At 57.8% G+C, this 14,401-nt stretch carries 11 protein-coding genes; 2 read left to right on the forward strand and 9 right to left on the reverse strand.

From position 1 onward, the window contains the following. The 5 genes from V6F78_RS14645 to V6F78_RS14665 form a co-directional block, all read right to left on the reverse strand. Positions 1-219, reverse strand: a complete 219-nt coding sequence (locus V6F78_RS14645) for a hypothetical protein (protein ID WP_139145762.1) — start codon at positions 217-219, stop codon at positions 1-3. 179 nt (positions 220-398) lie between these two features. After that, entirely contained in the window at positions 399-1,163 is a 765-nt protein-coding gene (locus tag V6F78_RS14650) for an amino acid ABC transporter ATP-binding protein (protein ID WP_047281174.1), read from the reverse strand. A 12-nt stretch (positions 1,164-1,175) separates the two neighbouring features. Continuing rightward, entirely contained in the window at positions 1,176-2,273 is a 1,098-nt protein-coding gene (locus V6F78_RS14655; RefSeq protein WP_047295214.1) for an amino acid ABC transporter permease, read from the reverse strand. 10 nt (positions 2,274-2,283) lie between these two features. After that, complete coding sequence (locus V6F78_RS14660) at positions 2,284-3,465, reverse strand: amino acid ABC transporter permease (protein ID WP_332727626.1); 1,182 nt, start codon at positions 3,463-3,465, stop codon at positions 2,284-2,286. 65 nt (positions 3,466-3,530) lie between these two features. Beyond that, positions 3,531-4,559, reverse strand: a complete 1,029-nt coding sequence (locus V6F78_RS14665; RefSeq protein ID WP_047281175.1) for an amino acid ABC transporter substrate-binding protein — start codon at positions 4,557-4,559, stop codon at positions 3,531-3,533. A 417-nt stretch (positions 4,560-4,976) separates the two neighbouring features. Here V6F78_RS14665 and V6F78_RS14670 point away from each other — a divergent pair, with 417 nt between their 5' ends. Beyond that, positions 4,977-5,633, forward strand: coding sequence for an alpha/beta hydrolase (locus V6F78_RS14670; RefSeq protein WP_047278366.1), 657 nt, complete (start codon positions 4,977-4,979; stop codon positions 5,631-5,633). Positions 5,634-5,717: 84 nt separating this feature from the next. After that, complete coding sequence (gene rhlB, locus V6F78_RS14675) at positions 5,718-7,208, forward strand: ATP-dependent RNA helicase RhlB (protein WP_332727628.1); 1,491 nt, start codon at positions 5,718-5,720, stop codon at positions 7,206-7,208. A 74-nt stretch (positions 7,209-7,282) separates the two neighbouring features. Here the strand turns inward: rhlB and V6F78_RS14680 are convergent, their stop codons facing one another. Genes V6F78_RS14680 through V6F78_RS14695 form a run of 4 tightly spaced genes read right to left on the reverse strand, consistent with a single transcriptional unit; the run spans position 7,283 to position 14,383 of the window. Beyond that, positions 7,283-8,197 (reverse strand): DUF6708 domain-containing protein, encoded by a 915-nt coding sequence (locus V6F78_RS14680; RefSeq protein WP_047295216.1) that lies wholly within the window; start codon positions 8,195-8,197, stop codon positions 7,283-7,285. Beyond that, positions 8,194-11,544 carry a toxin VasX gene (locus tag V6F78_RS14685; protein ID WP_332727629.1) on the reverse strand — a complete coding sequence of 1,117 codons (3,351 nt, stop codon included), beginning with the start codon at positions 11,542-11,544 and terminating at the stop codon, positions 8,194-8,196. The genes V6F78_RS14680 and V6F78_RS14685 overlap by 4 nt, the downstream gene beginning before the upstream one ends. Continuing rightward, complete coding sequence (locus V6F78_RS14690; RefSeq protein ID WP_094990344.1) at positions 11,541-12,374, reverse strand: DUF4123 domain-containing protein; 834 nt, start codon at positions 12,372-12,374, stop codon at positions 11,541-11,543. The genes V6F78_RS14685 and V6F78_RS14690 overlap by 4 nt, the downstream gene beginning before the upstream one ends. Beyond that, positions 12,371-14,383: a type VI secretion system Vgr family protein gene (locus V6F78_RS14695; RefSeq protein ID WP_332727631.1), complete on the reverse strand. Its 2,013-nt coding sequence runs from the start codon at positions 14,381-14,383 to the stop codon at positions 12,371-12,373. Before V6F78_RS14695 ends, V6F78_RS14690 begins: the two co-directional genes overlap by 4 nt. Positions 14,384-14,401: the final 18 nt, after the last annotated feature.

Raw genomic sequence — 14,401 nt, forward strand, 5'->3', positions numbered from 1 at the left:
TCAAGGTTCTTTGATCAACGTCCGGCTAAGTGCCATCGCCCGTTGAGGGTCTTGTTGTTTGACAGCGGCCAGCCGTTCGATGTGCCGATCGAACACCGACGGGCGGCGCGGGTGAATATTCACTGTGTGACGCAACGGGCTGCTGAGGCCACTGACGATGCAGGCACACCGCTTGCTGGGCGCAGGCGTGTGCGCGGCATTCATCAGGCGCAGGGGCAATCACAGGTCGCAGCCGATGTCGGTATTGAGATCGCCACAAGGGTACGTGGCGCGGACCTCAACAGATTCGGGACATCTTAGCCAGACGAAGACGCCGGGGGCAAACCGGGAGTGCGGGGCATGAGGCTGCACGCTTTTGAGGAGGTAAAAGCGCGCAGCCTGCGGGCAGTGCTACAGGCTTAGTGCAGGATCTGGTTCAGGAACAGCTTGGTCCGGTCATTTTGCGGGTTGTCGAAGAAATCATTGGGGGCGGCTTGCTCAACGATTTCGCCTTTATCCATGAAGATCACCCGATTCGCCACGGTCCGGGCAAAGCCCATTTCATGGGTCACGCAGAGCATCGTCATGCCGTCTTGCGCCAGGCCGATCATGGTGTCGAGCACCTCCTTGACCATTTCCGGGTCCAGTGCTGACGTCGGCTCGTCAAACAACATGATCTTGGGCTTCATGCACAAGGCCCGGGCAATCGCTACGCGCTGCTGCTGACCACCGGACAATTGCCCTGGGTACTTGTGCGCCTGCTCGGGGATGCGCACCCGTTCCAGATAATGCATAGCTATTTCTTCGGCTTCACGCTTGGGCATCTTGCGCACCCACATCGGGGCCAGCGTGCAGTTTTGCAGGATGCTCAGGTGCGGGAACAGGTTGAAGTGCTGAAACACCATGCCCACCTCGCGGCGCACACTTTCGATCTGTTTGAGGTCATTGGTCAGCTCGACGCCATCCACCACGATGCGCCCCTGTTGGTGCTCTTCAAGGCGATTAAGGCAACGGATGGTGGTGGATTTGCCGGAGCCCGACGGGCCGCACAGCACGATCCGCTCCCCCGGCTGAACCGTGAGGTTGATGTCTTTAAGCACATGGAACTGGCCGTACCATTTGTTCACCCCGAGCATCTGGATGATGCCTTGCGGCTCGGCAGTCTGTTTGATGGCTTCACTCATGATGCGCGTCTCCTAATGCTTGTGGCCGGTATCCAGCTTGCGCTCCAGGTGCATGGAGTAGCGGGACATGCCGAAACAGAAAATCCAGAACACCAGGGCGGCGAACACATACCCTTCGGTCGCCATGCCTAGCCATTTGGGGTCCGCAGCCGCTTGCTTGACGCTGTTGAGCAGGTCAAACAGGCCAATGATGATGACCAGGCTGGTGTCCTTGAACAGGGCAATAAAGGTGTTGACGATGCCGGGGATCACCAGCTTCAAGGCTTGCGGCAGAATCACCAGCCCGGTACTGCGCCAGTAACCCAGGCCCATGGCCGCCGCGGCCTCGTACTGACCCTTGGGGATCGCTTGCAACCCGCCGCGCACCACTTCAGCCACGTAAGCCGACTGGAACAGAATCACCCCGATCAACGCCCGCAGCAGCTTGTCGAAGTTCATGCCTTCGGGCAGAAACAGCGGCAGCATCACTGACGACATGAACAACACGGTGATCAGCGGCACCCCGCGCCAGAACTCGATGAAGGTCACGCACAGCACGCGGATGGCGGGCATGTCGGAGCGGCGCCCCAGCGCCAGCAAAATCCCCAGCGGCAGCGCGCCCGCAATGCCCACCGTGGCAATCACCAGGGTCAGCATCAGGCCGCCCCACTGGCTGGTGGCCACCGGGCTCAAGCCCCAATAACCACCGTGCAGCAAGGCGTAGGCCAGCAGCGGGTACACCACCAAAAAGACCACGCCGTAGACAGCCTTGTGCCGGAAGCGCGAAACGAACAGCGGCGCAGCCCCCAGCACCGCCAGCCAGACGCTGAGGTCCACGCGCCAGCGCAAGGCCTGCGGGTAGTAGCCGTACATGAATTGACCGAAGCGTTGCTGGATAAACACCCAACATGCGCCGTCTTTGGTGCAGTCCTCACGGGTGGTGCCCACCCAGTTGGCATCGACAATCGCCCAGCTCAGCAATGGCGGTACGATCAGCCACACCAGATAACACGCAAGCAGTGTCAGCACGGTGTTGAACGCACTGGAAAACAAATTGGCCCGTGCCCATGCCAGCAGGCCGATGCGTGTGCCTGGTGGAGGCAAGTCCGGTTTGAAAACATGCGTCGTCATGGTCGCGCCCTCACCGTTCGATTAGCGCAATGCGCGTGTTGTACAGGTTCATCAGCAGCGAAATGCTGAGACTGATGGCCAGGTACACGCTCATGGTGATGGCAATGACCTCGATCGCCTGACCGGTCTGATTGAGCACCGTCCCTGCGAACAGCGACACCATCTCCGGATAACCGATACCCGCCGCCAGTGACGAGTTTTTCACCAGGTTCAGGTATTGGCTGCTCAGGGGCGGAATAATCACCCGCAATGCTTGGGGGATAATCACCTTGCGCAGCGTCGGCCCCGACTTCAGGCCCAGCGAATGCGCCGCCTCGGTCTGGCCGTGGCTGACTGACTGGATGCCCGAGCGCACGATTTCAGCGATAAACGCAGCGGTGTACACCGTGAGCGCGAGGGTCAGGGCCAGCAGCTCCGGGATCAGCACCCAGCCACCGACGAAATTGAAGCCCTTGAGCTGCGGCATTTCCCAGTGCACCGGACTGCCGGTCAGCCACACGCAGATGCCCGGAATCACCACCAACAGCGCCACGGCCGCCCAGAATTTATGAAACGGCACCCCGGTGTCTTCGAAGCGCTTGTTGGCCCAACGCACCATCAGCACCACCGCCGCGATTGCCAGCACGACACTGATGACAAACGGCCAGAACGCCTCGGTGCCAATCGCTGCAGGCATATTCAGCCCGCGGCTGCTCATGTAGAAGGTGTCTGCGATGGTGTGACTGTTGCGCGGCAGCGGCATGGTCAGGAACACCGCGAAATACCAGAACAGGATTTGCAGCAGTGGCGGAATGTTGCGAAACACCTCGACATAGACCGTGGCCAGCTTGTTGATCATCCAGTTGGGTGACAGCCGCGCGATGCCAATGATGAAACCCAGTATCGTCGCCAAGACCACGCCAATGGCCGAAACCAGCAAGGTATTGAGCAGGCCGATGACAAATACACGGGCATAACTGTCGGACTCGGTGTAATCGATCAAATGTTGCGCGATGCCGAAGCCTGCACTGCGCTCCAGAAAATCAAACCCCGATGTAATGCCCCGGTGCTGCAAATTGGTCTGGGTATTGTCGAACAGATACCCGCCCAGCCAGACCACCAGCACCACGGTGACGATCTGAAATACCCACCCACGCACACGTGGATCGCTCAGGCTGAGCCTGGGCTTGAGTGCGCCGACTTTAGTCTGCATGTTGAACCCCTGAAAAAAATGGACAGAACATCACCCGGCCAGGTGGCGGCCGGGTGACAGCGCTATCAGCGCACAGGGGGTGCGTATTGGATGCCACCGTTGTTCCACAAGGCATTGAGCCCGCGGTCGATGGCCAGAGGGGTGCTTTTGCCGAGGTTGCGCTCAAACACTTCGCCGTAGTTGCCGACCTGACTGACAATCTGCACGACCCAATCTTTGGGCAGCTTCAAGTCTTTGCCGTATTCACCGTCGGCACCCAACAGCCGCGCGACATCCGGGTTTTTCGTCGATTTGGCTTCGGCGACCACGTTCTGGGAGGTGATGCCCGCTTCTTCAGCATTGAGCATGGCGTAAAGGGTCCATTTGACGATGCTGAACCAGTCCTCATCGCCTTTGCGCACCACTGGTCCCAAGGGCTCCTTGGATATGGTTTCCGGCAGCACTACGTAATCGTTCGGCGTCGCCAGTTTGCTGCGCTGTGCGTACAGCTGCGATTTGTCGGAGGTCAACACATCACAGCGCCCGCTCTCCAGCGACTTGGCGCTTTCGTCAGAAGTGTCAAACGTGATGGGGGTGTACTTGAGGTTATTGGCGCGGAAGTAATCCGAGACATTGAGCTCCGTGGTGGTGCCCGCCTGAATGCAAATGGTGGCGCCGTCCAGTTCCTTGGCACTGTTGACGCCCAGTTTTTTATTCACCAAAAAACCCACGCCGTCGTAGTACGTCACGCCGGCGAACACCATGCCCATGCCCGCGTCTCGGGAGCTGGTCCAGGTGGTGTTGCGCGACAGTACATCCACCTCGCCCGATTGCAGCGCCGTAAACCGCTCTTTGGCATTCAACTGGCTGAACTTGACCTTGGTCGCATCGCCAAACACAGCAGCGGCCACGGCGCGGCAAATGTCCGCGTCAATCCCGAGAATTTTCCCGGACGCATCCGGCACCGAAAAACCGGGCAGCCCATCACTCACACCGCATTGCACAAAGCCTTTTTTCTTCACGCTGTCCAGCGTTGCGCCCGCCTGGGCAAAACCGCTCATGCCGAGGACAACGACTGCTGTGGCCAGGGCCAAAGTGGATTTCAACTGCTTCATTCAAACCTCCAAGTGTTGCTTTTATTGTGTTTGAACAAGACCCGCCGCCCCCTTGTGAGGCACTGTTGACCCGTGTTGGCTTTAAATGAGGTCAAGCGGCATAAGTCTTGAGCGATGGGTGCATCGCACAAACCTTCAAACTGAAGCGCTCACGTGAGCTGCTGAACTCCTTGTCTCGCTTCACCTTCAGGCTTTTTGCTATCCCCCCGACGGCCGTTGCCTGTTAGTGTTACCGCCGGAAATACGCAGTGGCGCCCACAGCTCATAGCAAAGCGCGTACCACTCATACGCTCTGAACAAATACGCGCTTATTTTCAGAAAAATCGTTCAAGCAATAGACATTTTCGCCAAACGTTACACGAACTCGCACTTCAGCCGCGCACCGTGATGGCGCGCCTGCACACCGATGGAGCAACCATGACCGAGCCTCTTATCCTCGACCCTAAAAAGCCCGCAGACGCCTGTGTTATCTGGCTTCATGGCTTGGGCGCGGACCGCAATGACTTCTTGCCGGTAGCCGAAGCGCTGCAAGAAAGCCTCCTGACTACACGTTTTGTTTTGCCGCAGGCACCGACCCGGCCAGTCACCATCAATGGCGGCTATGCCATGCCCAGTTGGTACGACATCAAGGCCATGAGCCCGGCCCGGTCGATCTGTGAAGACGAGCTCAATGAGTCCGCCTGTACCGTCATTGCGTTGATCGAAAAGCAGAAAGAACAAGGGGTAGACGCCAGCCGTATTTTTCTGGCCGGGTTTTCCCAGGGTGGCGCGGTGGTGTTTCACACCGCGTACCTGAAATGGCAGGGCGCATTGGGTGGCGTAATCGCCCTCTCCACCTACGCGCCAACCTTCAGCGATGAGATGGAACTGTCCGCCAGCCAGCAACGGATTCCAGCCTTGTGCCTACACGGTCAGTACGACGATGTAGTCCAAAACTCCATGGGACGTACGGCGTATGAACATTTAAAAAGCCGCGGCGTGAGCGTTACCTGGCAGGAATACCCAATGAGCCATGAAGTGTTACCTGAGGAAATCCGGGACATAGGCGTCTGGCTCAAGGCACGCCTGGGTTAAAACCGAAACATCCTGTCGTTCACTACGCCGAGCACGCGACTTGCATTACACTGCCCGGCGTACACTCCTTAACCAACTGATGAGATGACCGTGCTCAAAGCACTCAAAAAAATATTCGGTAAAAGCGAGGCTGAGCCGCTCGCGCCAGCTTGCACAGCACCTTCCAGCAGCCCCGGCCCGCGAACCGACGCGCCACAAAGCGCCCAGCCTGCTCCCGCTTCTGCCTCGGTGACCACGCCCGACGCACAGCCTGTTGCCTCTTCTGCACGCAACGAAAAACCGAAACCGGCCAAACCGCGCCGGGAAGCGGCACCCAAACCGCCGGTTATCCCCTGGACACTCGAAGACTTCGTGGTCGAGCCGCAAGCAGGCAAAACCCGCTTTCACGACTTCAAGCTTGCGCCCGAGCTGATGCACGCCATCCAGGACCTGGGCTTTCCTTATTGCACGCCGATTCAGGCGGGCGTTTTGGGTTACACCCTCTCAGGCCGCGATGCGATTGGACGCGCACAGACCGGCACCGGCAAAACGGCGGCGTTCCTGATTTCGATCATCAGCCAGCTGACCCAAACGCCACCGCCCAAAGAACGCTACATGGGCGAGCCACGCGCCTTGATCATCGCGCCGACCCGCGAGCTGGTGGTGCAAATTGCCAAAGACGCGGCCGACCTGACCAAATACACCGACCTCAACGTCATGACGTTCGTGGGCGGCATGGACTTCGACAAGCAACTCAAGCAACTGGAAGCCCGTCACTGCGACATTCTGGTGGCCACTCCGGGTCGCCTGCTGGACTTCAACCAGCGCGGCGAAGTGCATTTGGACATGGTTGAAGTGATGGTCCTCGATGAAGCCGACCGCATGCTGGACATGGGCTTTATCCCGCAGGTGCGCCAGATCATCCGCCAGACCCCGCCCAAAGCCGAACGCCAGACCTTGCTGTTCTCTGCGACCTTCACCGAAGACGTGATGAACCTCGCCAAGCAATGGACCACCGACCCGGCCATCGTGGAGATTGAATCCGAAAACGTGGCCAGCGACCGTGTCGAACAACACGTCTACGCCGTCGCCGGGGCCGACAAGTACAAGTTGTTGTTCAACCTGGTGAATGACAACGGCTGGGAACGCGTCATCGTCTTTGCCAACCGCAAGGACGAAGTGCGTCGCATCGAAGAACGCCTGGTACGTGACGGCATCAACGCCGCGCAACTGTCGGGCGACGTGCCCCAGCACAAACGCATCAAAACCCTGGAAGGCTTCCGCGAAGGCAAAATCCGCGTGTTGGTCGCCACCGACGTGGCGGGCCGCGGGATTCACATCGACGGCATCAGCCACGTGATCAACTTCACCCTGCCGGAAGTGCCGGACGACTACGTACACCGCATTGGCCGTACAGGCCGAGCGGGTGCGGACGGCGTATCCATCAGCTTTGCCGGTGAAGACGACTCGTATCAGCTGCCCGCCATCGAAACCAAACTGGGCCGCAAAATCAGCTGCGAAACCCCGCCAACCGAACTGCTGCGCCCTGTGGTACGTGCCGTGCGCAAACCCCACGACCCGACCGAAACGGCCTGATCGATCCGGCCAGCCCCTTGCTCGCGATAGCAGTTCGACTGCTTCGCGAGCCGGACTGGCACTTCTTGCACTGACTAATCGCGCAATGCCAGCTCCGCTTCGCGCTGCGCAATGGCCGCCTCCAGCTCGGGCGAGCGCTTGGCCCACTGCTCGGGAGGTATCGGTTTAGACCACTCAACAATCTCCGGCCAGGTTAATTCTGGAGGGGGGTTTAGTTTTAGCCGCTCCAACGCAATAACCAACAAGACATTAAAAATAAAGATTCCAAAAAAACCATCCCACACGATTGCCAGCGGCCATCCTTTCTGGCCTGCAGCTTTGATAAGGTTGCGCCAGTAAGTCGCCAATATACCTTTGGGATGATGCGCATTATCAGGAGGATCTTCGACTGCGTCGGGGCCTATTTCCATGTAGCTACGCATGCATTCCCATAGTTTCATCGCAGAAATACCGCCCCCACAATTGAAACCTATCGTGAAGTTTTTATTCATTGCATTGCCATGCGGGTCGGGATACGTAAACCCTATCAGCAATAAACCCTGAGTCTGCTTACCCGCTTGATTAATCGTCGAACTTTCAGTGCCCATTGCTGTGACAGTTTCCCAAGGCACTACCCAATATTCACCCTTCGCAACGGATACACAGACCTCTCTGCGCTGACGATTAAACCGAATAGGTAAGGGTACCGGGACGAATAAGCTCCGTAGCATTAACGCGATAGGGACAGAAAAAATGGCGCCCCCTAACAGAAGAACATCTGGATCATTAGTGGCATAGGCAATCCACAGACAGAGCATCATCGAAGGCCACATCACCATTACGCCGGAGGCAATGCAGTAATACCCAACATCCATAAATACATTATTCTTCCGCCAAATAATATTTAAGGAGTCCGCAGGCAACTCACCTGTAGGCAGCGGTAATGGTGAGAGATAGTCTTCCTTTAGAAGTGGTCCCACCTTACTTTTTCGTGCCACTTTATTATTCATTCCGTTGTTCTTAAGGGTTGAAAGTACTGGGCATTTTGCTCGGCGCTCAGCACATAAGCCTTAGCTTTATCCAGCTCGGGGGTTGGAGCACTTTTAACCGCAATAAGTCCCTCGCTGACTGTATAGGTAAAGACCAAACCTTGTTTGCCACCCACGTATCCAATCCCGCTAAATAAGTCGGCTATTGGATTTTTAAACCTCACACGAACAGAAACTGAGCTCGGCTCAGACTCAAAGACACCTGGAATGATGTGAAAGAGCCCTGTCAAACGGAGCCCCTGCCCTTCACGATAAGGAATCCATTCACACTGACTGGTTTCAATCCAATACTTACCTATATCTTGTAGCGGTCGTGGTGGATGAACGCGCACACTTGAATTATTACTTTTAACGCGCGCAATCCATTGTTGCGTATCAATTGGATCTCCTACTATTGATAGCTCTAAATAAGCGTTTGAGGGGGTTGCCCCTGGCAAGTCGATAGTCAAGGCACTCACGGCAGGTACAAAAATAAAACCCATGCGATTATCAGCAGACCTTCTTCGTTCAGCACCGACAAAGCTAATTCTAGGGGCGTAAAGTATATCGTAAAGACGTGTTAACTCATGCACTTGGACACTTGAAGGAATAGCTGACACATCCCCTGCTTTCCCTTTTGACCAGCAGCAATTATCAAGAAAATTTTGTAACGGTGTCTGCCGCATCAACCAAGCGACTATGTACAGCACACCCAACATTGCAAGCAAGTAATTTAACGGCACCATGAGTCGTAAATATCGAATATTCGATAAGGCCACATCCAAGCCAGCAACAATATTTTTATACGTATAGGTAAATCCAAGTAAAGCTTGTGCCCCAGAGGTTAAAGCCTGCGCCCCAACTATTATTTTTTGACCCCGCATCCATGGGTCAATTTGCCCACCAGCATTGTCGAGCTGCAATTGAAGTGACTTGTACTCTTTCAACGCTGCGACTGCCGATAGCAGGCCGAATACCCCACCAAACATCGTCAACACCGACGCAAATTTTGCTCCAACTTTGAGCCTTTCGACGCCACCTCCTCCCCAAAACCCCTTCCTGACCTGCGCATCAATCACCGCCACCAACGCGGCTGCGGCATATAACGTCGCGGACGCTGTCTCGTACTGACGCTGTTGATCCACCCCTTCCAGCACCTGCGCCTGGCTCAGATAACGCCCCGCATTCCAGCTATTGAGCAGCAATGCCGCCAATGCAATCACGCCGCCACTTTTTTGTACCGCAGGAGAGTTAACGATATGGGCGACGTGCCCTGTGCCGATGGCTTTGCCTGTAATTTTTGCCCACTGGATAAGGTCTTCGGCCGCTTTACCGACCAGTTGCAACACCTGCCGTGCGCCCTGATTGATCAGGCGCAAGCCGGTCTCACTGCCCACGCGCGCGGCAACCATGATGCTCAACCACGCCCCGCTTAACGGCGCGCCGGGCTCACCGCCCAGTAACAGCAATGCAGCCCCCAAGCGTTTGATCAGGCTATTCCACGCACTGTCAGCCTCGCGAGCGAGTTCGGCGAGGTTGGCAAGGATCGGCGCACCCAGCGGGCCGAGTATTTTGATCAATGCCTGTTCGGCGTTGGCCTGGTTTTCCAGACTCAATGCCGCCATCAACTCTGCGGACCGGCTAATGCCGATGACAGCCGCTTCCAGGGTCGGGCTCCAGCCGTAGAACAACTGACGCAAGGCGCCTTCATCGGCACTGCGCACGTAGTCGGCGTATTGCTCGGCACCTTGTTTGCGCAGGCATTGCGCGCTTAGGCAGGCCATGGCCAAGTGGCCAAGCCATGTCTGGTGAGCGGGGTTGTGGAAATCGACAAACCACGTGCCGCTATGGTGCCGAAGCAAATACACACCCCGGTCGGCATAGAGCCGGGTGTGGCGCTGTTGAACCTGAGCGAAATGGTTGGGGGCCGTGTGGTCCAGCCAGGTGTTCATGGCCGGCAAGTCAATGTACTGCTCAACCTTTTCACTGACGAAATGGTTTTCCAGGTTGGCCACTTTTGACGCTCGGTAATCGCGCACCAACGCTTCAACTTCGGTGTGCAATTGAGCCGGAATGAATTCACGTACCGAGGCTACCGTGCGTTTTATTTGATCATGCACTTCTGCCAGCCTGGCAGCACCTGCCCAATATTTTGAAATACGCCCGCGCCGTTGATTCAACCGTGCTTCTTCGCGAAACAGTTCGTGCAGATCGCGATCCGCTTTGAGCAGTTGCTCACCCTGCTCCGGGGTCAGCTCAAGCTCATGCTCGCGGTAGCGATAACTCACCTGCCCCGCCACTTCAGCGCCGTCCTCGGTGATCAGGCTGCGTATGAAGCCGCCAATGCTCAACCGAAGTTGGTGGTCCTGCTGCCATTGTTCATGGCGGCTTTCGACTTGTTCCTGTTCGTGATTAATGTCACGCAGTACGCCCAGATCATCATCCAGGCATGCCAGTACGGCATACAGGCCTTGAGCCTGTTGATGCGCGCCCTCCAGCACTTGTTGCACAGTGAAAGGCGCCCACTGCACCGCACTCCACTCACCAGGCACGGTGTGCTCGGCGGTCATCTCAGGGTGGCTCGCCGCCACACGGATGCGCTCGTTATTCCAACGCTGAGCGTCCAGCCATTGGGTGATGTTGTGCGTAAGGTTGTCCGTCGGACGGTTTTTGAACACTCGTTGAGCCCATTGCTGTTCGTGGGCTTTATGCGCTTTACCGTTGTGCAGATGGTCAAGGGTCACGGCTCGCGCATAGGTTTCAGGGATTAATTCGCCCATGAGCTGATCCGCCTCATTCAGCGGCACGCAATGGGGGGTCCGAAGTTCATTGGCGAGCTGGCGCAAATCAAAAACGCGCATGTGTTGGGCGCGTGCCTGTGGATCCGCTAACTGCTGGCATGCCTCAGGGGTAAGCGGGTATTCGCTGTAGAGCATCCAGGCAGGCTCATGTTTGCTGAGCGTCAGTCCAAACAGTTTGCCACGCTCGACCCGCGTGTCATCGGCCTCCAACGGTTGTTCATGGAGGCAGCGGTTGATTGCCACGGCATAGCGTTTTAGCCCTGCACTGCCTTGCCACACATACACAAACCCTTCGCGTAGCAGTCGTGCGGCCATGGGGTGGCTCTGAGGCGTAACACCCGCTTGAGCCGCCGCGTGTGTGGACGCCTCTTCGCTCAACGCATACCGAACGGGCAGCACAAAAACATAAGGTTGGTAGGCGGGGCATTGGCCCGCGACGCTGTTGACATCGATAGATTCATGACCACAAGCGGCCCGCTCAGCCGCCTCCAGACGTGAGAGTGTGGCGAGTAATTGTTCGTGGCTCATGAGGCAATCCCTGCGCATACAAGCTGGCGTTTAAATTCAGCCAGAAGCTTATCCAGGCGCTCTTTGGGTGAACCATCACGAGAGGCCAATAACTGGCGATACACCGTGTGATCAGGTCCATCAGGAAAGGTGTCACCGAAATGGCCGTACACACTGACCCAGCGCATCACGTCATCCACTGCGCTGTACCCTTGACGCTCGGCACTGCAACAGCAAGCGCTGGCCCATTGCTTCTGCGCGGCTGAATCCAGGCCGTCTAAATAGGCCGGAAAAAACTGCTGACAGTGCGCCTGTACGCGCTGCAGAACAGCCTCTCGCCCTGCTTGGCCAAGGTGCTCAAGCTGTTGCGCATCCAGGGTTAGCCAAGGGACATGCGCATACTCGCCCCCCACCCGGGCAGGGCCCTTACGGTGTAAATCACCCTCTGGCAAACGAATCAGGCTCACGGGGCCCATCAACCTGTCACGCTCACCGACGGCCAGGTCTTGCAACCATAAACGGGCAATTCGTGGGTCGTAGTAACGAAAAAAAACGCTGACATCGCCCTCCACCCGGACATGAATCAGGCTGCGCAAGTGCTTGATCAAGCGTTCTTCGTCTGCATCACTTTCAAGCCAGATGCCGGCTGTGGCTTGCCAATGCGCGTCGAAGGCCTGCGCCAACGGGCTATGGGCCTGCACGGCAACTAACAAAGGGCCGCAAAATGCCAGCTCGGCGTATTGGGTCATCAGGTACAAAAAATGAGGCCTTGATCCGGGGGCCAATTCACACACTCGGGCTTGAAGGTTGTCGATCTGGCAACTGTCGAGTAACAAGTAAGCGCGGCTCATGCGGGTGTGCTCCGCATTTTTTCGCAGACAGGGCAAATGGGTTTGGCGCCCCGCGCGGCCGCCATCAGTGCTTCGATTTGCGGGCCTGGTGCCAGCGCGATCAAAGGCTCGACAGGGTTCGGTATGGCTGGCATCGCCGGCGTGCCCGGTATCGGCACGCCTCCCAGTTGAATGGGCGAACTGCAATAAATCCCCGCCGCACTGATGACGATATGCTGCCCGCCCGCGTTCAGCGTCAGTGCTGCGCCCGCCTCCAGCCCCACCAGGGCGCCCGCCTTGAGGTGGATTTCTTGCCCGGCTTCGACCAGTACGCTCTGTCCGGCACGGGTATGGGCGCTGGTTGCAATGTGCAGATGATCGCTGCCCAGGATCTGCACTTTGCGGTCCGCGCTGACGGTGCGCTGTTCTTCGGCCTGGAGCACGCTGATGCTGTTGCCGGTCACGGTTTCGCTGCGCTGACCGTCGACCTGCAAGCGGCTGTCGTGTTTGATGTGTTGCTCAAGGTCACGCTGCGCATGCAGGTAGATCAGCTCCTGGCCTTGGCGGTCTTCGATGCGCAGTTCGTTGTAACCGTTGCCGCCGGGGGTGCTGCGGCTGCGGAACACGCTTTGGCTCTTGTTGGCCGGCAAGTCCAGCGGTAACGGGTTGAGGCTGTTGGCCAGGCACCCGGAAATGATCGGGCAGTCCGGGTCGCCGTTGACGAAGTCCACCAGCACTTCCATGCCGACCCGCGGCACGCTGACGCCGCCATAGCGCGCCCCGGCCCAGCTCGACGAAACCCGTAGCCAGCAACTGCTGCGTTCATCGGTGACGGGGCTGCGGTCCCAATGGAATTTGACCCGCACCCGGCCATACGGGTCGCAATGGATTTCTTCGCCAGCCGGGCCGGTGACGCGGGCGGTCTGACTGCCGAAAATGCGCGGCTTTTCGTACACCGTCGGGGCACGAAAGGTGCCGATCTCCGGCGTTCCTTCAAAGGTGTTGCGATAGCCCTGAAACCCTTCGTCGGCGGCGGGCGCCGCTTCTTCCAGCACTTGCGGCTGGTGGCCTTCATGCCGCACGCGGCTCAGCAGCCACTGTGCGTTGTTTGCAGGGGTCGGGTGCTCGCTGAGGGTCAGAAAATGCCCGCTGAGCAAGGCGGGCTGACCGCTCTGGCCGCTGACCACGCAGTGTTGGGCCTGATGGCGCTCCAGCGTGCGCAGGCTATGACGCTGGCCTTCTTGATCACGGGTGAAGCGGCCGGGGTAGGTGTAGCGTTCCAGCGGGCGCATGCTGGAGGGCGAATGGCTGTCTGCCTCAAGGGTGCGCCCGGCTTTGTCGAAGTCGTAATCGCGGGTAAACGTGCGGTTGGTGCAGGCTTGCAGGCTCATCTGAAAGTCATGGACGACAGGGCCTTGCGCAACCAGGCCATTGCCCGGCACGTAAGGTGTCGGCGTTTTGAGCGGGGTAAAGGCCTGTTGTTTATCGCCGAATACCAGCTCATGCCTGTCAGGCGAATGCCTGAAGTAATAGTGAAAACCCTCCTCAAAACACAGCCGCTGGATGAAGTGCAGGTCCGACTCGCCGTATTGCACGCAATAGTCGCGAGGCGGGTACTCCGAGAACCCGGCAAAGCTATAGACGTCACTGAGCAGGCCGTGCTCTTCAAGCACCTGCTGGATGATCTGCTGCACGCTCAGCTGCTGGAAAATCCGCTGGTTGGTGCGATGCGCGAGGTACGCAAGGCTTGGGACCAGGGTCAGGCGGTAATGGGTCAGGCGCTTGCCGGTACTGGCGCGGGTGATGCGCTCAATCTGACCATGAATGCCGTGACCGGGGCCAAACGAGAGCCAGGCGGGCTGGTGCAAGAGGGTTTCGAGGTCAAGACTGGCCTGCTCACTGACCAGTTGAATGTCAAAGGAAAACGGCTCGCTGATGGCCTCTTCGCCTTTGAATGCCAGCACCGAAAAGGGCTGGTCGCTGCCCATGAGGGTCAGCTGGAAGCGGGTTTGGCGGCTAACGGTGGACATCCTTGGTTCCTCAGAAAC

The organism is Pseudomonas sp. ESBL9, from assembly GCF_036668715.1.
Classification (GTDB): domain Bacteria; phylum Pseudomonadota; class Gammaproteobacteria; order Pseudomonadales; family Pseudomonadaceae; genus Aquipseudomonas; species Aquipseudomonas lundensis.

What these genes read in the sequence shown, in the direction of transcription:
- V6F78_RS14650 (WP_047281174.1), bottom strand. Translation starts at nt 1,163, where the DNA reads ATGAGTGAAGCCATCAAACAGACTGCCGAGCCGCAAGGCATCATCCAG.
- V6F78_RS14655 (WP_047295214.1), bottom strand. Translation starts at nt 2,273, where the DNA reads ATGACGACGCATGTTTTCAAACCGGACTTGCCTCCACCAGGCACACGC.
- V6F78_RS14660 (WP_332727626.1), bottom strand. Translation starts at nt 3,465, where the DNA reads ATGCAGACTAAAGTCGGCGCACTCAAGCCCAGGCTCAGCCTGAGCGAT.
- V6F78_RS14665 (WP_047281175.1), bottom strand. Translation starts at nt 4,559, where the DNA reads ATGAAGCAGTTGAAATCCACTTTGGCCCTGGCCACAGCAGTCGTTGTC.
- V6F78_RS14670 (WP_047278366.1), top strand. Translation starts at nt 4,977, where the DNA reads ATGACCGAGCCTCTTATCCTCGACCCTAAAAAGCCCGCAGACGCCTGT.
- rhlB (WP_332727628.1), top strand. Translation starts at nt 5,718, where the DNA reads ATGACCGTGCTCAAAGCACTCAAAAAAATATTCGGTAAAAGCGAGGCT.
- V6F78_RS14680 (WP_047295216.1), bottom strand. Translation starts at nt 8,197, where the DNA reads ATGAATAATAAAGTGGCACGAAAAAGTAAGGTGGGACCACTTCTAAAG.
- V6F78_RS14685 (WP_332727629.1), bottom strand. Translation starts at nt 11,544, where the DNA reads ATGAGCCACGAACAATTACTCGCCACACTCTCACGTCTGGAGGCGGCT.
- V6F78_RS14690 (WP_094990344.1), bottom strand. Translation starts at nt 12,374, where the DNA reads ATGAGCCGCGCTTACTTGTTACTCGACAGTTGCCAGATCGACAACCTT.
- V6F78_RS14695 (WP_332727631.1), bottom strand. Translation starts at nt 14,383, where the DNA reads ATGTCCACCGTTAGCCGCCAAACCCGCTTCCAGCTGACCCTCATGGGC.